16 protein-coding genes are annotated in these 17749 nt (G+C 68.9%); 7 read left to right on the top strand and 9 right to left on the bottom strand.

Annotation, left to right across the window (positions count from 1 at the left end; genetic code table 11):
• Nucleotides 1-33: 33 nt before the first annotated feature.
• From ACP2AD_RS08650 to dusB, 5 genes are read right to left on the bottom strand one after another with little or no spacing between them, the layout of a single operon-like run.
• On the bottom strand, nt 34-1407 hold the full coding sequence (locus ACP2AD_RS08650; RefSeq protein WP_425229670.1) for a sigma-54-dependent transcriptional regulator: 1374 nt from the start codon (nt 1405-1407) through the stop codon (nt 34-36).
• Nucleotides 1408-1413: 6 nt separating this feature from the next.
• The gene (locus tag ACP2AD_RS08645; protein WP_425229669.1) at nt 1414-3612 is read right to left on the bottom strand and encodes an ATP-binding protein; all 2199 of its coding nucleotides are present in this window, start codon (nt 3610-3612) and stop codon (nt 1414-1416) included.
• Between the two features lie 53 nt (nt 3613-3665).
• Entirely contained in the window at nt 3666-5096 is a 1431-nt protein-coding gene (gene ntrC / locus ACP2AD_RS08640; RefSeq protein ID WP_425229668.1) for a nitrogen regulation protein NR(I), read from the bottom strand.
• The gene (locus tag ACP2AD_RS08635) at nt 5093-6154 is read right to left on the bottom strand and encodes a two-component system sensor histidine kinase NtrB (RefSeq protein WP_425229667.1); all 1062 of its coding nucleotides are present in this window, start codon (nt 6152-6154) and stop codon (nt 5093-5095) included. Before ACP2AD_RS08635 ends, ntrC begins: the two co-directional genes overlap by 4 nt.
• On the bottom strand, nt 6141-7139 hold the full coding sequence (gene dusB / locus ACP2AD_RS08630) for a tRNA dihydrouridine synthase DusB (RefSeq protein ID WP_425229666.1): 999 nt from the start codon (nt 7137-7139) through the stop codon (nt 6141-6143). Before dusB ends, ACP2AD_RS08635 begins: the two co-directional genes overlap by 14 nt.
• A 78-nt stretch (nt 7140-7217) precedes the next feature.
• Between dusB and ACP2AD_RS08625 the strand changes: the two genes are divergently transcribed.
• From ACP2AD_RS08625 to ACP2AD_RS08615, 3 genes are read left to right on the top strand one after another with little or no spacing between them, the layout of a single operon-like run.
• Entirely contained in the window at nt 7218-8360 is a 1143-nt protein-coding gene (locus ACP2AD_RS08625; RefSeq protein WP_425229665.1) for a bifunctional 2-C-methyl-D-erythritol 4-phosphate cytidylyltransferase/2-C-methyl-D-erythritol 2,4-cyclodiphosphate synthase, read from the top strand.
• Entirely contained in the window at nt 8357-8881 is a 525-nt protein-coding gene (locus tag ACP2AD_RS08620) for a hypothetical protein (RefSeq protein WP_425229664.1), read from the top strand. The genes ACP2AD_RS08625 and ACP2AD_RS08620 overlap by 4 nt, the downstream gene beginning before the upstream one ends.
• The gene (locus ACP2AD_RS08615; RefSeq protein ID WP_425229663.1) at nt 8881-9396 is read left to right on the top strand and encodes a CinA family protein; all 516 of its coding nucleotides are present in this window, start codon (nt 8881-8883) and stop codon (nt 9394-9396) included. The genes ACP2AD_RS08620 and ACP2AD_RS08615 overlap by 1 nt, the downstream gene beginning before the upstream one ends.
• Here ACP2AD_RS08615 and ACP2AD_RS08610 read toward each other — a convergent pair.
• Together ACP2AD_RS08610 and lipA are read right to left on the bottom strand one after the other, a co-directional pair.
• On the bottom strand, nt 9342-9815 hold the full coding sequence (locus ACP2AD_RS08610; protein WP_425229662.1) for a type II toxin-antitoxin system RatA family toxin: 474 nt from the start codon (nt 9813-9815) through the stop codon (nt 9342-9344). The genes ACP2AD_RS08615 and ACP2AD_RS08610 overlap by 55 nt on opposite strands.
• Entirely contained in the window at nt 9808-10740 is a 933-nt protein-coding gene (lipA, locus tag ACP2AD_RS08605) for a lipoyl synthase (protein WP_425229661.1), read from the bottom strand. Before lipA ends, ACP2AD_RS08610 begins: the two co-directional genes overlap by 8 nt.
• Nucleotides 10741-10791: 51 nt before the next feature.
• Between lipA and ACP2AD_RS08600 the strand changes: the two genes are divergently transcribed.
• Nucleotides 10792-11421 carry a carbonic anhydrase gene (locus ACP2AD_RS08600; protein ID WP_425229660.1) on the top strand — a complete coding sequence of 210 codons (630 nt, stop codon included), beginning with the start codon at nt 10792-10794 and terminating at the stop codon, nt 11419-11421.
• Nucleotides 11422-11542: 121 nt separating this feature from the next.
• On the opposite strand, the gene ACP2AD_RS08595 is transcribed toward ACP2AD_RS08600, so the two are convergent.
• Nucleotides 11543-12922, bottom strand: coding sequence for an APC family permease (locus ACP2AD_RS08595; RefSeq protein WP_425229659.1), 1380 nt, complete (start codon nt 12920-12922; stop codon nt 11543-11545).
• 125 nt (nt 12923-13047) lie between these two features.
• Here ACP2AD_RS08595 and ACP2AD_RS08590 point away from each other — a divergent pair, with 125 nt between their 5' ends.
• Entirely contained in the window at nt 13048-14367 is a 1320-nt protein-coding gene (locus ACP2AD_RS08590; RefSeq protein WP_425229658.1) for an APC family permease, read from the top strand.
• Between the two features lie 3 nt (nt 14368-14370).
• Here ACP2AD_RS08590 and aspS read toward each other — a convergent pair whose 3' ends face one another.
• On the bottom strand, nt 14371-16188 hold the full coding sequence (gene aspS / locus ACP2AD_RS08585; RefSeq protein ID WP_425229657.1) for an aspartate--tRNA ligase: 1818 nt from the start codon (nt 16186-16188) through the stop codon (nt 14371-14373).
• A gap of 95 nt (nt 16189-16283) precedes the next feature.
• Here aspS and rnd point away from each other — a divergent pair, with 95 nt between their 5' ends.
• Complete coding sequence (gene rnd / locus ACP2AD_RS08580; RefSeq protein ID WP_425229656.1) at nt 16284-17477, top strand: ribonuclease D; 1194 nt, start codon at nt 16284-16286, stop codon at nt 17475-17477.
• Nucleotides 17474-17746, top strand: a complete 273-nt coding sequence (locus ACP2AD_RS08575; RefSeq protein WP_425229655.1) for an I78 family peptidase inhibitor — start codon at nt 17474-17476, stop codon at nt 17744-17746. The genes rnd and ACP2AD_RS08575 overlap by 4 nt, the downstream gene beginning before the upstream one ends.
• Nucleotides 17747-17749: the final 3 nt, after the last annotated feature.

Genomic DNA, 17749 nt, shown 5'->3' with positions numbered 1-17749 from the left:
GATCCACAACGTAGGGAGCGGCGCGCCCGGCGTCTATGAGTCGTCGCGCGTTTCCGCGATCCCGAGCAACTTCAGTTTTCGATGAAGAGCGGAGCGCTCCATGCCGATAAAGCTGGCGGTGCGGGAGATGTTGCCGGAAAATCGGCGGATCTGAACGCGGAGATACTCGCGCTCGAAGCTCTCGCGCGCCTCACGCAGCGGTGCGCCCATCATCGCGCCCGCCCCGCCCCCACTGCCCCCTTCGCCCAGCACCTCGGCCGGGAGCAGATCGAGATCGATCCGCCCGATCCGATCGCCGGGTGCCAGGATAATGGTGCGCTCGATGACATTGCGGAGCTGGCGGACATTGCCCGGCCAGTCATAGGATTGCAGCGCCACCATCGCATCGGCGGCAACCTCCGGCGTCGGCACGCGGCGGTCCGAGGCGTAGTGCGCGGTGAAATACTGGACCAGCGGCGGGATGTCCTCCCGCCGCTCGGCCAATGCGGGAAGCGACACGGGCACGACGTTCAGGCGGTAATAGAGATCCTCGCGGAAGCGGCCCTCGGCGATCTCGTGGGTCAGGTCCCGGGCGGTGGCGGAGACGACGCGGACATCGACCTTGACGATGCGGGTGCCGCCGACCCGGGTGAAACTCTGGTCGGTCAGGACACGCAGGATGCGCGCCTGTGTGGCGACCGGCATGTCGGCGATCTCGTCGAGAAACAGCGTGCCGCCATGCGCCTGTTCGAGCAGGCCGGGGCGGACCAGGTCGCCACCCTCCTCAACCCCGAACAGCTCCTCCTCGACGCGCTCGGGCGTCATACGCGCGGCGGAGACGACGATGAAGGACCCGCCCGCGCGGTTGCTCCAGCCGTGGAGCAGGCGCGCGGCGACTTCCTTGCCTACCCCCGCCGGCCCCATGATCAGCACCCGGCTGCCGGTCGCGGCCACGCGCTTCAGCGTTGCCCGGACCGCGTTGATCGAGGCTGAGCTGCCGGTCAGATCACCGTCGCGACCGGCCGAGGCGCGCAGCGAAACAATCTCGCGGCGCAGGCGCTCGGCCTCGGTCGCGCGCTCGACCATCAGGAGCAGGCGTTCGGCCTCGAACGGCTTTTCGATGAAGTCGGCGGCGCCGCGGCGGATCGCGGCGACGGCGGTGTCGAGGTTACCGTGCCCGGAGATGACCAGCACAGGCAGCGTCGGGTCGCGACGCTTCACCTCGTCGAGCAGCTCCAGCCCGCCGAGCCGCGAGCCGTGCAGCCATACGTCGAGCAGAACGAGCGACGGGCGGCGGGCGGCGATCGCCTCCAGCGCATCGTCGCTGTTCGCCGCGGCGCGGGTGTCGTAACCTTCGTCCTCCAACACCCCGGCCACCAGCTCGCGGATGTCCTGTTCGTCGTCGACCACGAGAATATCGAGCGCCATGAGGGGTCAGGTCCGTAGAGGCATGAGTTGGGCGAGCTGTTCCTCGCCTGACGCGCCGGCGTGATCGCCATTGTCGCCTAGGGCGGCAAGCGCGACGGTATCGAAGGAGAGCAGCACAACCGTGCCGCCGCCGTCGCGGTCGGACAAGGTCATCGTGCCCGCATGTTCCTCAACGATCTTTGCCACGATGGCGAGTCCCAAACCGGTGCCGCGGGCGCGGGTGGTGACGTAAGGCTCGAGGATGCGCGCACGGTCGGCGGGCAGACCGATGCCGGTATCGCTGATCGCGATCGTGGTGCGCGCATCGGCTTCGCCCAGAGCCAGCGTCACCTCACCTTGCGCGGCCCCGGTCGCCTCGATCGCCTCGGCAGCATTCTTGACAAGATTGGTCAGCGCTTGGCCGATCTGGCGGCGGTCACAGATCAGATGCGGCGCTGGGTTGGGTGCGTCGAGGCTGAAGCTGATGCCGGGGTGCGCGACCTCGTGGAGGAAGAGCGTCTGGCGGGCGATGTCGGCGAGCGGCTCGTCGCGGAACACCGGCTTGGGCATGCGCGCGAAGGACGAGAATTCGTCGACCATGCGGCGGAGATCGCCAACCTGGCGAACGATGGTGTCGGTCAGCCGCTGGAAGGTGGTGTCGCCCGCCTCGACCTTGCCGCCGTAACGCCGCTGCAGGCGCTCGGCGGCGAGCTGGATCGGCGTAAGCGGGTTCTTAATTTCGTGCGCAATGCGGCGTGCGACATCGGCCCAGGCAGCGCGCCGCTGATCGAGCTGTTGCTCGGTGATGTCGTCAAAGGTCAAAATCGCGCCGGTCCCGCCGCGCGCGATACGCACCGCGAGCGTGCGTTGCTCCCCCTCCCCACCGACCTCGATGATCGCTTCACGCTGATTGTCGCGGACGAGTAGATCGAGCGCGGGCGCTGTCTCGGCGAGCGGCCGTCCGGGCAGCGAGGCGCCGCCGAGCAGGCGGATGGCGGAGCTGTTCGCCACAGTGACGGTGCGATCGGCGTCGGTGGCGATGACGCCCGCGGAGACCCCCGCCATCACCGCCTCGATAAAGGCGCGGCGGCTGTCCAGCACGCCGTTCTGCTCCTGCAACCGTCCGGTCATCCGGTTGAAGGCGCGCGCGAGCGTGCCAACCTCATCGCGCTCTTTGGTCTCTGCGACGCGGGCAGACAGGTCGCCCTCGGTCACCCGTTGCGCGGCACCGACGAGTTCGTCGATCGGCCGGACAAGACGGTCGGCCAGGCGCAAGGCGATCCAGACGGCGATGCCGACGATGAGGAGGCCCAACAGCAGCAGCGCGGCGTTGAAGCGGAGCTGAAGCGAGCGGGACCGGGACTGGAGCGCGCGATAGTCCGACGCGATCGCATCGCTCCGCTGCATCTGCGTTGCGAGCCGCTCCTGAAAAACCCGCGATGTGTAGAGATAGGTGTGGCTACCGTAAGCCAGCGGCAACAATACGCCCAGCCGGTCGCGTTCCTCGATCAGAACCTGCGGCTCCCCGCGGTCTATTGCGTTCATCATCGCCGATGTGACGACGTTGACCAACGGGCGGCCGTAAGGATTGAGCACCGCCAACGGATCGCGGTCCGCCCGGTCGACGATCATCGCTTCGGACAGGTTGCGAACATAAGCCTGATACAAGAGCGCATCGGTGAAAGCCTTGCTGCTGATCGAGGATTCGGCCAGCGTTCTCGCCAGGTCGCCGCTCATCGCCTTGCCTTCGTTGGCGACTCTGTCCTGCTCGGTCCGGTAATTCTCCTGCACCAGCGCCCGGGCGTTGCCGAGCATGGCTTGGGCACGCTGCGAGGACCAGAACTCCGTGCCGTACTGAAATAGCAACGACGCCGTGATCGTGACCAGGATCATCGGCACCGCCGCCGCTGTCGAGAACAGCGCGACCAGCCTGACGTGAAGTTGGCCGTTCCCGCCCGACGGCGAGCGGGCGGCGCGGCGGCGCGCGATGCTGCGGCCGATCAGGACCAGGACCGCCGACCCGGCGATCAGATTGCCGACCAGCAGCAGCGCAATCAGCAGCGGGTTGTATGGCGTCGCGGCACTGCCCTGCCGCGTGATGTAGATGTAGCTGCCGGTCGCGGCGGCGACGAGCGCGGCGACCAGCATGGCCCGCCACACCGGCGCCAGGGTCGGCGGGGAGAGGCGAAGCTCCCCACCACTGTCCGCAAATACGCTCGACGCCATTACCTGTCCGCTACCGCGTCAGGTGTTGCAAGGAAAGCACATATTGCGGATGGCTACCCTGCGTCGGGTCCTCGCGCCACGATGCCGAGCATATCCAGACGTTTTTTGAGGGTGTTGCGGTTCAGTCCCATCGCGCGGGCCGCGCGGAGCTGGTTGCCGCCGTGACGGCTCAACATGGCCTCGATGAGGGGGCGTTCGACATCGGCGATAACGCGGTCGTAGAGCGATCCATCGTCGAGCGCTCCAGTACGTTCACGTGCGATCTGCTCGATCAGCAGCCGGACAGCCACCGCCATGCCGTCGGTCGCCTGCGGCTCGCGCTGACCGCCCAACATGGCGCGGATGCCGTCGGCTTCGATAACCTCGTCGCGCGCAAGCACCGCCAGGCGTCGCATGAGGTTCTCGAGCTCGCGGACGTTGCCGGGCCAGTCATGGGCGGCGAGCACGACAACCGCATCAGCGGCAAGCAGACGGCGGGGCAGCCCCTGCGCGGCGGCGATCTCAAGAAAATGACGGGCGAGCAGCGGCACGTCCTGCCGACGCTCGCGTAACGGCGGCAGCCGGACCGGGACGACGTTGAGCCGGTAGAACAGGTCTTCGCGAAACACGCCGCCAGTCACCTGTGAAGCAAGATCGCGGTTGGTGGCGGCGATGATCCGGACATCGGCACGGATCGCTCGGGCGCCGCCAACGGTGGTGAACTCGCCCTGCTGCAGGACGCGGAGCAGGCGGGTCTGCGCCTCGATCGGCATGTCGCCGATCTCGTCGAGGAACAGCGTGCCCCCCGCCGCCTGCTCGAATCGGCCGGCGGTGCGCTGGGTCGCGCCGGTGAAAGCGCCGCGCTCATGCCCGAACAGCTCGGCCTCGATCAGCTCACGCGGGATCGCAGCCATGTTTATCGCGACGAATGGCGCGGCGCGGCGCGGACCCAGATCGTGGATGGCGCGCGCGACCAGCTCCTTGCCCGTGCCCGACTCGCCCGACACCAATACGGTCAGGTCGTTGGCGACGACGCGTGCGATGACGCGATACACGTCCTGCATCGACGGCGAGCGGCCGATCAGCGGCAGCCCACGTTCCTGGGCGGCGTCCTCCTCCCCCGCCCCGCTCTCCGCGACCGCGCCGCCGCGAGCGAGCGCGCCGGCGACAGCGTCGGTCAGCGCCCCCAGATCAAACGGCTTTGGCAGATATTCATAGGCGCCCATCTCGGTCGCGCGAACCGCGGTGGTGAGCGTATTGCGCGCCGACAGGACGATCACGGGGAGCGCGGGGTATAGCGCCGCGACATTGGCGAGATGATCCAAGCCGTTGCCGTCGGGAAGCACGACGTCGGTGACGAGGACGTCGGGCGCCGCGGCGGCGAGCGCACGATCTGCGGCGGCGAGCGTCTCGACCGCCTCAACCTCATGCCCGGTGCGCCGCAGCGCCTGGGCGACGACGGTGCGAATGGCTGCGTCATCCTCGATGACCAGGATGCGACTCATGCCGCTCTCGGCAGCAGGAGGCGCAGCACCGTCATCTCGGGCACGCCCTCGCGGGCATATTGGACGATGCCGCCCTGGTCACGCATCAGCTTGTCGACCAGCGCCAGCCCCAGGCCCTGCCCTTCCGGACGGCCCGAGACGAACGGATCGAACAGATGGTCGGCGATATCGGCGGGCGCGCCCGGTCCGTTGTCATGAACGCAGATTTCGATCGGTAGCGGTTGCCGCGGGCGATCGGGACCGGCGCTGACCGCCATGCCGTGACGGTACGCGGTGCTGAGCATCAGGCGCGGTTGGACGATCCCGCGAACCGCCTCGCGTGCGTTCTTGAGGAGGTTGAGCAGGATCTGCGTCATGGCGTCCGCGTTGACTTGGGCGGGCGGCAGCGACGGATCGAACCGTTCCTCGATCGCGACCCCCGCCGCGAACCCGGCCTGCGCCACCCCGCGGACGTGAGCGAGCAGCGGATAGATGTTCGCCGGCTGGGTCGGCAGCGGGCGTGTGTCCGCAAAATCGGCCATCCGGTCGATCAGCGCCGCGATGCGGTCGACCTCGGTGACGATCAGCTGCGGCAGCGCGGGTCCTGCTTCCCCCTGACCGATCAGCTGCGCGGCGCCGCGGATGCCCGACAGCGGGTTCTTGATCTCGTGCGCCAGCATTGCCGCCGCGCCGACCGCCGCGCGCGCGCCGGCGTCGCGATCGGCGGAATGACCGAGCCGGCGCGAGGCGGCGCCGGGATGAAGCGTGATCAGCCGCCAGCCGGAGCGGTGTGGCACCTGCACCTTCAGGTAGTCGACCCGCAACGTGCCGCGAGGGGTTGTGATCTGTGTGTCATACGCCGCAAAATTGTGGCCGTCGCGGCCGCCGCCATGATCGGGCGGGGGCAGCACGGTTGCGAGCGGCTGGCCGATCATGTGGCGTTCGGACATCTGAAGCAGCTGCTCCGCGACGGCGTTGGCGTGGGCGATGCGATCGCCGGGGTCGACCAGCAGCGCTGCGACGGGGAGCGCGGCGAACAGCTCGCCGCCGTCCGGCCGCGACCGTTCAGGCGGCGGCACGCGTCCGCCAGGGCAGGTAGAACTCAGCCAGCATCGTGCGGACGCGCTGCGGGCTCGGCTCCTGATTGACCGCATTGCGGAACTCGGCCGAGCCGGGCAGCCCCCTGGTGTACCAGCCGATATGCTTGCGCGCCATGTTGACGCCGGTGACGATGCCGTAATGCGCCAACATCGCCTCGTAATGGCCAGCGATCGTGTGATATTGCTCGTCGAGCGACGGATCGGCGATCTGGCGGCCGGTGCGCAGCCCCTCCATCACCTGCGCCAGCAGCCAGGGGCGGCCATAGCTGCCGCGGCCGATCATCACGCCGTCGGCGCCCGACTGGTCGAGCGCCGCCTCCGCGTCCGTCACCGAGCAGATGTCGCCATTGACGATCACCGGCACACTCACCGCCTGTTTGACGCGGCGGACAAAGGCCCAGTCGGCCTGACCCTTGTACATCTGATTGCGGGTGCGGCCGTGGACCGTGACCATCTTCACGCCCAGATCCTCGGCGATCCGCGCCAGCTCGGGCGCGTTGAGGCTGTCTTGATCCCAGCCCATCCGCATCTTGAGCGTGACTGGGGCGCCGACCGCCTTGACCACGCCCGCCACGATCGCTGCGGCGAGCCGCAGGTCGCGCATCAGTGCGGAGCCCGCGTCCCCCGACGTCACCTTGCGGACCGGGCAGCCCATATTGATGTCGATGATCGCCGCGCCGCGATCTTCCGCCAGCCGCGCCGCCTCCCCCATCTCATAGGGCGTGCAGCCGACCAGCTGCATAGACACCGGCTCCTCGATTGGATCCCAGGCGAGCTTCTGGAGCGACTGGCGCGTCTCGCGAATGGCGGCCTGGCTGGCGATCATCTCGGTCACGTTGAGGCCGGAGCCGTAGCGGCGGACGAGCGTGCGGAACGGCAGGTCACTGACGCCGGTCATCGGCGCCAGGATGACGGGGGTGTCGATCTGGACGGAGCCGATCTTAAAGGGAGCGAGAGTACGCATGCGTGCCTGAAAAACGGGCAGCGTGTACGCCGATTGTGCAGTTGCAGCAAGGCTCCAGGAGGGAGTAGCGGCGCGGACATGTCGGTCGCCGCCATCATTGTCGCCGCCGGGTCCGGCATTCGCGCGGGCGGTGCCCTCCCCAAGCAGTTCACGACGGTGGCGGGGCTGCCGATGGTGGCGCATAGTTACCGCGTCTTGCGGGCTCACCCGGCAATCGCGGAGATCGTGATCGTGGTGGGCGAGGGGCAGGACGCGTTGGCGCGGACCGCGACCGGTGAGGCTCGGTTATCGCTGGGCGGTGCGACACGGCGGGAGTCGGTGCGCAACGGACTGGCGGCACTGACGAACCGGCCTGCGCGAGTGCTGGTCCACGACGCCGCGCGGCCGTTCGTGCCGGCGGCGGTGGTCGACCGGCTGCTGTTCGCGCTCGATACCCATGATGGCGCGGTCCCGGTGCTTGCGGTAGCGGACACGCTGGTGTCTGCCGATGGAGAAACGGTCGACCGCGCGCCACTACGCCGGGTACAAACACCGCAGGCGTTCCGCCGGGACGAACTGCTGGCCGCCCACGCGGCGTGGTCCGGACCGGAGCCGACCGACGACGCACAGATGGTGCGCGCGCTTGGCGGCAGCGTCGCGCTGGTGCAGGGCGACCCGATGCTGGACAAGGTCACCTATCCGGAGGACTTCGCCATAGCGGAGGCACGCGCCCAAGCTTTCGGAACGTGGGAGTGGCGCAGCGCCACCGGGTTCGACGTCCACCGGCTGGCGGCGGGCGAAGAGCTGTGGCTCGGCGGCGTGCTGATCCCGCACGACCGGGGTTTGTCGGGGCACAGCGACGCGGACGTGGCGCTGCACGCGCTGACCGACGCGCTGCTCGGCACGATCGCGGCCGGGGATATCGGCACGCACTTTCCGCCGAGCGACCCGCAGTGGAAGGGTGCGGCGTCGCACCGCTTCCTGACCCATGCCGCCGGCCTGATCGCGGCACGCGGCGGGCAGGTGAGCTTCGTCGACCTGACGCTGATCTGCGAGGCGCCGAAGATCGGGCCGCACCGGGCGGCGATGCAGGCGCGGATCGCCGAGCTGCTGAGGCTCACCCCCGACCGAGTCAGCGTCAAGGCGACAACCACCGAGCAGCTGGGCTTCACCGGCCGCGGCGAAGGTATCGCGGCGCAGGCGAGCGCGACGGTGCGGCTGCCGGCGGGCGCGCCGCGATGAGGGCGGTAGGGGCTATAGCGGCCGCGCTGCTGCTGACCGCCGCCGCGCCGCCGGCCGACGCGTGCCTGACCGATAGCGAGGCGCAGGCGCTGGCGAGCGCGGCGCTGCCCGAAATCCTGCGTCAGACGGGGACGGCCTGTGCCACGCGGCTGCCGGCGACCAGCCTGCTCAGACGGACGCCGTCACCGCTGCTGGGCCGCTACGATGCCGAGGCCGACCGCGCCTGGCCGGCGGCGCGGGCGGCGCTGGTCAAGCTGTCCAACCCGACCGCCGACGCGTTGCTCGGCTCCGCCTATGCGCGGCCGCTGCTCGCCTCGCTGGTCGCGCCGCTGATCGTGGGCCGGATCGCGCTGCGCGACTGCGGCACCGTCGACCGGCTGGTGACGCTGCTGGAGCCGCTGCCGCCCGCCAACGCGGCGGGCGTGATCGTGACCGCGCTGCGCTACGCCGCGGCGCAGCCGTCGCCGGGCGCACGCAACCCCGTCGCGACGCTGCCGTTGTGCCCGGTGGAGACCCGCTGATGGACACGCTCTTGCCCGCCGAACTGGTCGAGGCCGCGCGCAAGGTGATCGACGCCAACCGCGCCGCCGGTCGGCGGGTGGCGGTGGCGGAGAGCTGTACCGGCGGACTGGTATCGGCGGCACTAACCGAACTGCCCGGATCGTCGGATGTGTTCGTCGCGGGCTTCGTCACCTATGCCGACGAGGCGAAGGCAGGCATGCTCAAGGTCTCGACCGACGTGATCGAGACCTTCGGCGCGGTCTCGATCGCGACCGCGTGGAGCATGGCGCAGGCGGTACTGAAGCGGACCGAAGTCGACGTCGCGGTGGCGATCACCGGTGTCGCCGGGCCCGGCGGCGGATCTGACCGCAAGCCGGTTGGCACTGTCGTTTTCGCGCGCGCCGAGAAGGGGCAGGACCCGGCCGATGTCCATGCAGAGCGCAAGGATTTCGGCGACCTCGGCCGCGGCGGCGTCCGGCTTCAGGCGGCGCTGTGCGCGCTGGAGCTACTGCTGCCCGCCTCGCCCGCGCCGTAGAGCTGGGCGGCGCGGGTCTCGAACGCGCCGATCATCCGGCGCAGCGCCTGGCCGAACACCTGTCCCGCCAGCAGCTCGAACACCCGGTTCTTGAACGCGAAGTCGACGGTGAAGTCGACCGCGCACCCCTGCCCCTCCGGCCGGAACGCCCAGTCGTTGCGGAGGTGCTTCAGCGGACCGTCGATATAGTCGACATGGATATGCTCCGGCCGCAGCTTGCCGACGCGGCTGGTGAAGGTCTCGCGCAGCCCCTTGAACCCGACGATCATGTCGGCGAGCGTCTCGGTCGGCGTGTCACGGCGGACGCGCATGGCGCTGACCCAGGGCAGGAACTCGGGATAGCGCTTCACGTCGGCGACCAGATCGAACATCTGCTGCGCGGTATAGGGCAGATGCCGGGTCTCGTGGTGGCTAGGCATGCGCGGGGGTACGACGGAGCAGCGCCTCCCGCGCCGCCTTCATCTTCGCAAAATCGTCGCCGGCATGATAGCTCGAGCGCGTCAGCGGGGTCGCGGCGACCAGCAGGAAGCCCTTCGCCCGCGCGATCGCGGCATAGGCGTCGAATGCCTTGGGGGCGACGAACTCGGCAACCTTGGCGTGGCGCGGGGTTGGTTGCAGGTATTGGCCCATGGTCAGGAAGTCGATGTCGGCCGAGCGCATGTCGTCCATCACCTGGTGCACCTCCAGCCGCTCCTCGCCCAGCCCCAGCATGACGCCGGACTTGGTGAAGATCGACGGGTCGTGGCGCTTCACCGATTCGAGCAGGCGCAGCGAGGCGTAGTAGCGCGCGCCGGGGCGGATAGTCGGGTAGAGCCGCGGCACCGTCTCCAGATTGTGGTTGTAGACGTCCGGTCGCGCCTCGACGATCGACTCGACCGCGGCCTGCGCCTTGTTGCGGAAGTCGGGGGTCAGGATCTCGATTGTCGTCGCGGGCGTGGTGCGGCGCAGCGCCTGGATCACCTTGACGAATTGCGACGCGCCGCCGTCGGGCAGGTCGTCGCGATCGACCGAGGTGACGACGATGTGGGTGAGGCCCAGCTCCGCCGCGGCAACGGCGACATGTTCGGGCTCATGGGCGTCAACCGCCCGCGGCATGCCGGTCTTGACGTTGCAGAAGGCGCAGGCGCGGGTGCAGGTGTCGCCCAGGATCATCACCGTCGCGTGCTTCTTGGTCCAGCACTCGCCGATATTGGGGCAGGCCGCCTCTTCGCAAACCGTGGCCAGGCCCAAGCGCCGCATCAGCTTGCGGGTCTCGCCGACCCCGGCCGAGGTCGGCGCTTTGACCCTGATCCAGTCGGGCTTGCGTTGCCGGGCAGGAGCGGCCAGCGGGAGAGCGTCACTCATGGAGCGGCAGATAGCGACTGCCCGGCCGCCAGACAACGAAGGGACACGCGCGTGACGCACTTCACCGACCTGATCGAGGGCTATTACCGGTTTCGTGGCACCGAATGGCAGGCCGAGCGCGCGCGCTGGTCCGAGCTGGCGACGGGACAATCGCCCAAGGTGATGGTGATCGCCTGTTCCGATAGCCGGGTCGACCCCGCGACGATCTTCGGCAGCCGCCCGGGCGAGGTGTTTGCGGTCCGCAACGTCGCCGCGCTGGTGCCGCCTTTCGAGACGGGAGGTATCTATCATGGCGTCTCCGCCGCGCTGGAGTTCGCGGTTACCAAGCTGGAGGTGGAGGAGATCGTCGTGCTGGGCCATGGCGCGTGCGGCGGCGTGAACGCCGCGCTGACGCAGAGCTTGGCGGGAGCCGGGATCGGCGAAGGCGGCTTCGTGGCGAACTGGATCTCGCTGCTCGACGCTGCACGCGACAAGGTGGCGGCCGAGCATGGCACCGGCGCCGAGGGCCAGGCGGCGCTGGAGCAGGAAGGGGTCAAGGTCTCGATCGCCAACCTGATGACCTTTCCCTTCGTCCGCGAACGGGTGGAGGCGGGGACGCTCCACCTCCACGGCGCGGTGTTCGCGATCGCCGACGGCAAGCTGCGGGTACTGGGCGAGGACGGACGGTTCGCGGCGGCGTGAGACGCGGAAGTAGAGGCTAAGTAGAGGCTCGATCAGTCGCGCGTCCGACCTGTCCCAGCGCGTTACCGGCACCTCTCCGCCGGCGCGGTGGTGATGCACAGCGCGGCGCATGTAGGACAGTTTATTCGGGGACGTTCACGGTCCACGCCCCCCGGCGGCGCAGCACCAACCAGTACCACGCCGCCGCCGCGGCGATCTGCACCGCGGTCGCGATCAGCGCGGGGCGGCCGGTCTGACGGTCCATCCAGTTGGTCCAACCGACGTAGAACAGCGCTGCGACCGTGACGAGCGGCGCCAGCGGATAGAGCGGCATCCGGTACGGCGCGTGGGCACTGGCGCCGCTGCGGCGGCCAACCATCACCGCAACCGCAATTCCAGCGTAGATCGCAATCAGCCCGGTGCCGCTCCACACCTCCAGCCGCGCCTTGTCGATAAAGCAGAGCAGCATGCCGACCGCGCCGACCACCAGCGTGCCGATCCACGGCGCGCCGGTCCGCGGATGGATTGCGGTGAGCAGCCGGTCGACCGGCGCGCCCCAGCTGCGGTCTCGCGCGGTGCCGTAGAAGAAGCGCGCGCAGGCGAGCACCCAGGCGATCAGCGCGTTGACGATGGCGAGCGCGACCCCAACGGCGACCCACCTCGCCAGCCCTGCGCCGCCGAGCTGCGCGACCAGCTCGCCGAACGGATTGCCGCTGTGGAACAAGGCCGGCAGGTCGCGGGCGCCGGTGAGCGCGGCGACCAGCGGCAGCGCCTCCAGCGCCAGCGTCAGCACCAGCGCCCCCATGATCGCGCGGGTAATCTTCGCCGGCGCATCGAGCATCTCCTCGCCGAAATAGACCGCCGCGCCATAGCCGTTGAGCGCAAAGATGGCGATCGAGGTGGCGACCCCGACCGAGGCGATCCCGGCAGGCGCGAGCGTCGGCCCCGCGACTGGGTCAGTCAAGAACGCGACCGGCGAGCGCACGGCGTCGCTCAGGCCGAGCGCGGCGACGACGGCCAGCGTCGCCACCTCCAGCGCGAGGAAGCAGCCGGTGATGGCGGCGTTCACGCGGATGTCGAACAGCCCGACCACGGTGCATGCCGCGACGACGCCGAGCGCGACCGGCAGCTGCGGCAGGCCGGGCAGGACAACTGACAGGACGTCGCTGATCCCCAGCCCCGCAACGGGAAGGAAGATGAGGTTGTTGACAACGTTGACGCCGAGCATGACGAAGCCCGCGAACGGGCCCAGCGTCTGTGCGACCATGACGTACTCGCCGCCCGCGACCGGCCAGGCGGAGGAAAGCTCGGCATAGATGAACGCGGTCGCGACGCAGACCAAAGCGGCGATGACGAACGCCCACACCGCACCGGTACCCGCCGCGCCGAACATGTCGGGGATGAAGACGAACACCGAGGAGGCGGGCGTCGCGACCGACAAGGTGAGGAACAGCACGCCGAGGACGCCGAGCGAGCGCACGAACGGCGGCGGCGCGTCGGAACCGAGCTGTGCTTTCTGCATGCGTCCCCCGATGTTGGCGCGCTTGGTGGTGGCACGCTCGCTGGGCCACGTCACCCGGCTTGCTGCAGACCGCGTACTCTGCTCTTGTCGTTGCGATCCCGGAACAGTCAGGATGGGAATAGCAGATGGCCGAGGTTATGACGGGCCAGCTTCGCCGGGTGCTGGGTGTGGTGTTCGGGATTGCGGCGATCATCGGCGGCACGATCGGTCAAGGCATCCTGCGCGCGCCCGGACAGGTCGCGGCCGGCGTGCCCGACGCGACGATCATCATGGCGGCGTGGATTGTGGTCGGGCTGTTCTCTTTTGTCGACGCGATGTCCACTGTGGAGTTGGCGGTGGCGATCCGGCGCACCGGCGGGCCGTACACCTTCGCCGAGCGCGCGTTCGGCCCGTTTGTCGGGCTGGCGGTCGGGCTGACAGACTGGGTCAGCAACGTCGCCGCGATCGGCTATATCAGCGTCGTGCTGGGCGAATATCTGCACCGCATGGGTCTGGCGACCGCGGTACCCGTCGGCGCGCTGGCGGCGCTGCTGCCGATCGCGATCGGCGGTATCCAGCTCACGGGGACGAGGGCGGCGGGGCGGTCACAGGAATTGGGCAGCGCGGTCAAGATGCTGTTGTTCACCATGCTGATTGTCGCGTTGCTGTTCGGCCCGCGGGGTGTGCCGGTCGTGCATGCCGCCCCGCCGGTCGCGGTGTCGATCCTTGGCGTCGTCGCGGCGCTGCGCGCGGTGATCGGCACGTACAACGGCTGGAACGGCGCTGCTTATTATTGCGAGGAGACGGTGGATCCGCGCCGGGCGATCACGCGCGCGACCTTCAGCGGTATCGCTATGGTCACGGCGTTGTACGTGCTCGCCAATCTCGCCTTCCTGCGGCAGGTCGCGCCGGCGGCGATGGCAGGCGATACGCTGGTCGCGGCGAGCGCGACCGCAGGTCTGTTCGGCCCACGCGCCGATTTCTACGTCACCGCGCTCTCCACGATATCGCTGGTCACGATCGTGAATTCCTCGCTGATGATGTACACGCGCGTGCTGTGGGGCGTGGCGCGCGATCGACGTGTGCCGGTGCTCAACGCGGTCGCGGCCAATGGCACGCCGCGGACGGCGCTGCTCGCGACGGTCGCGGCGTCGGCGCTGATGGCGACCGTGGGACTGTTCGACGTGCTGCTGGCGTTGAGCACGGCGCTTTACGCGGGAATGTGCGCCAGCGTGAACCTGGCGGCGCTGGTGCTTCGGCGCCGTGAGCCGGCGCTGGAGCGCCCTTACCGGATGCCGCTCTTTCCCGCGCCCGCGCTGCTCGCCCTCGCGGTCAACACGGCGCTCGCTACCGCCTTCACGATCGAGTCGCCCCGCTCCGCGGGCGCGGGCTTCGCGTTGATGCTGGCCGTGACGGCGATTGTGCAGGTGGCAGTGGGGCGATCGGGACGCGCCGCCACCGCCTAACGGCTAGCCAGCCTGAATCGACACCGCGGCCGCATCCTTCACCTCCGCCGTCGAGCGCAGGTGAAGCTCCTTCAGCTGCTTCGCGCTGACGAAGCTGGGCGCGCCCATCATCAGGTCCTCCGCCTTTTGAGTCATCGGGAAGGTGATGACCTCGCGGATGTTCGGCTCGTCGGCGAGCAGCATGACCATACGATCAATGCCGGGCGCGGAGCCGCCATGCGGGGGAGCGCCGAACTTGAAGGCGTTGATCATGCCCGCAAAGTTCTTGTCGACGTCCTCGCGGCTATAGCCGGCGATCTCGAACGCCTTGTACATGATCTCCGGCCGGTGGTTGCGGATTGCCCCCGACGACAACTCGATGCCGTTGCAGACGATGTCGTACTGATAGGCGAGGATGTCGAGCGGGTCCTTCGAGACAAGCGCAGCCAGCTCGCCCTGCGGCATCGAGAAAGGGTTGTGGCTGAAATCGACCTTCTTGGCGTCCTCGTCATATTCGAACATCGGAAAGTCGACGATCCAGCAGAACTCGAAGCGCTTTGCGTCGATCAGGCCGAGCTGTTCGGCAACACGGGTGCGGGCGAGGCCGGCTAGTCTTGTCGCCTGCGCGACGGGGCCCGCCGCGAAGAACAGCCCGTCATCCGGGCCGAGGTCCAGCGCGTCGGCCATCGCCGACATCTTGTCCTCACCATGGTTCTTGGCGATCGGGCCGCCCCACTCGCCGCCCTTGCGCGTCGCGTAGCCGAGGCCGGCGAAGCCCTCGCCCTGCGCCCAAGCGTTCATATCGTCGAAGAACTTGCGGCTTTTGTCTGCGGTGCCCGGCGCGGGGATCGCACGGACGACGTCGCCCGCCTCGACAATCGATGCAAAGCGGCCGAAGCCAGAACCGCGGAAATGGTCACTGACGTCCGCGATGAGGATAGGGTTGCGCAGGTCGGGCTTGTCGTTGCCGTATTTCAGCATCGATTCGCGGTACGGGATGCGGCGAAACGGGAGGGCCGAAACCTGACGACCCTTGCCCTGCCAGTCGGCGAACTCCTCGAACAGGCCGTGAAGGACCGGCTCGATCGCGGCGAAGACGTCGTCCTGGGTGACGAAGCTCATCTCGAAATCGAGCTGATAGAACTCGCCCGGCGAGCGGTCGGCGCGCGCGTCCTCGTCGCGGAAGCACGGCGCGATCTGGAAATAGCGGTCGAAGCCGGCGACCATCAATAGCTGCTTGAACATCTGCGGCGCCTGCGGCAGCGCGTAGAACTTGCCGGGGTGGACGCGGCTGGGGACGAGATAGTCGCGCGCACCCTCCGGGCTGGACGCGGTCAGGATCGGGGTCTGGAACTCGGTAAAGCCCTGCCCGATCATGCGCTGGCGGATCGAGGCGATGACCTGCGCGCGCAGCATGATGTTGGCGTGGAGCCGCTCGCGACGGAGGTCCAGAAAGCGATAGCGCAGCCGGATGTCCTCCGGATATTCAGCCTCGCCGAAGACGGGGAGCGGAAGCTCCTGCGCGGGCGACTGGACCGTCACCTCGCCCGCCTCGACCTCGATCTCGCCGGTCGGCAGATTGGCGTTCGCCTGACCCGCCTCGCGCGCGACGACCCGGCCGGTGACGGTGACGACCGTCTCGACGCGCAGCCCCTCCAGCAGCGCGAAGACAGGGCTGCCGGTCTTGGCGACGATCTGGGTAATGCCGTAATGATCGCGCAGGTCGATGAACAGCACGCCGCCATGGTCGCGTTTGCGGTGAACCCAGCCGGATAGGCGGACGGCGTTGCCGACGGCCTCGGCGTCGAGCGCGGCGCAGGTGTGGGTGCGGTAGGCGTGCATGGGTATCGCGATCGTCGAGAGGCTGTGAACCGAGCGCGGGCCCTCCCCACCCCTCCCCCTTTTGTCAACCCGATGCAGCGCCTATGGCCCGGCCGATGCACGTTCACCCGCTGGTCACCGACACCGACACGCTCCGCCGCCTGTGCGACCGCTGGTCGCAATGCGACTTCGTCACGGTCGACACCGAGTTCATGCGCGAGAGCACCTACTGGCCGGTGCTGTGCCTGATCCAGGTCGCGGGCGGCGACGATGCGGCAGCGATCGACCCGATGGCGGGCGGCATCGACCTGTCGCCGCTGCTCGACCTGCTGACTGCCAACGAAGAGGTGCTCAAGGTCTTCCATGCCGGCGGCCAGGACCTGGAGATCATCTACAATCTGACCGGCAAGACTCCGCACCCGCTCTTCGACACGCAGGTCGCGGCCATGGCACTGGGGCAGGGCGAGCAGATCGGCTATTCGAACCTCGTCGACAGCTGGCTGGGCATCCAGATCGACAAGGGTGCACGCTTCACCGACTGGGCGAAGCGGCCGCTGGAGGCGCGGCAGATCGATTATGCGATCGGCGACGTCACCCATCTGCTGCAGATTTTCCCCAAGATGCTGGAGCGGCTGAAGAAAAACGGGCGCGGCGGCTGGCTGGATCAGGAGATGGAGCGGCTGGCGGACCCTGCCAACTACGCCAACGACCCCGATCTCGCCTGGCGCCGGGTGCGGGTGCCGAGCCGCAAGGCCGAGGTGCTGGGGCGCCTCAAGGCGCTGGCACGGTGGCGCGAGATGGAGGCGCGCGGCAAGGACCTGCCGCGCGGCCGCATCGTCAAGGACGAGACGCTCGCCGATCTGGCGGGGCATGCGCCGCGGCGGCAGGCCGACCTGGCCAAAGTGCGCGGGCTGTCGGCGACCTGGGCGGGGAACGAGATCGGCGCACGGCTGATGGCGGCGATCGAGGGCGCGTCGCCGCTGAGCGAGGCGGAGCTGCCGCCGCGTGAGGACCGGACGCCGGGGTTGGGCAAGGACGGCGCGCTGGTCGCGGACCTGCTCAAGCTGCTGCTCAAGATCAGGGCGCGCGACATCGACGTTGCGTCCAAGCTACTGGCGCGCGCCGACGAGCTGGAAGCGCTGGCGGCAGGCGTGCGGAGCGGGCTGCCGATGCTGGAGGGCTGGCGTTTTGACCAGTTCGGCCGCGACGCCCTCGACCTGGTGGAGGGGCGATTGGCGTTCGCGGTCACCAAGGGCAAGCTCAAGATGACGCGAACCGACGATCAGGCTGAAGAGGAGATGGCGGCATGATGCTGGCCGTGATGCTGATGCTGGCGCAGTCCGCTACGCCGATCGATCGCGACGATGCGGTGCCGGGCATGTGCGCGGCGGCGGCGGCCGAAGTGCTGGTCGGCGAGCATTACCGGCGGCACGTGCCGACCCGGGCCAGACAATTGTCGGGCGCGCGGACGGTGCGGGTGATCTGGCCGGGGCAGATGGTGACGCAGGATTTCCGCGAAGACCGGCTGAACCTGCGCATCGATCACCGGCGGACGATCACGGCGGTCAGCTGCGGGTAGCTG

This window comes from Sphingomonas sp. (assembly GCF_965248875.1).
Classification (GTDB): Bacteria; Pseudomonadota; Alphaproteobacteria; order Sphingomonadales; family Sphingomonadaceae; genus Sphingomonas.
The sequence above is the reverse complement of the archived record's forward strand: the minus strand, read 5'-3'. Positions and strand labels throughout refer to the sequence as shown.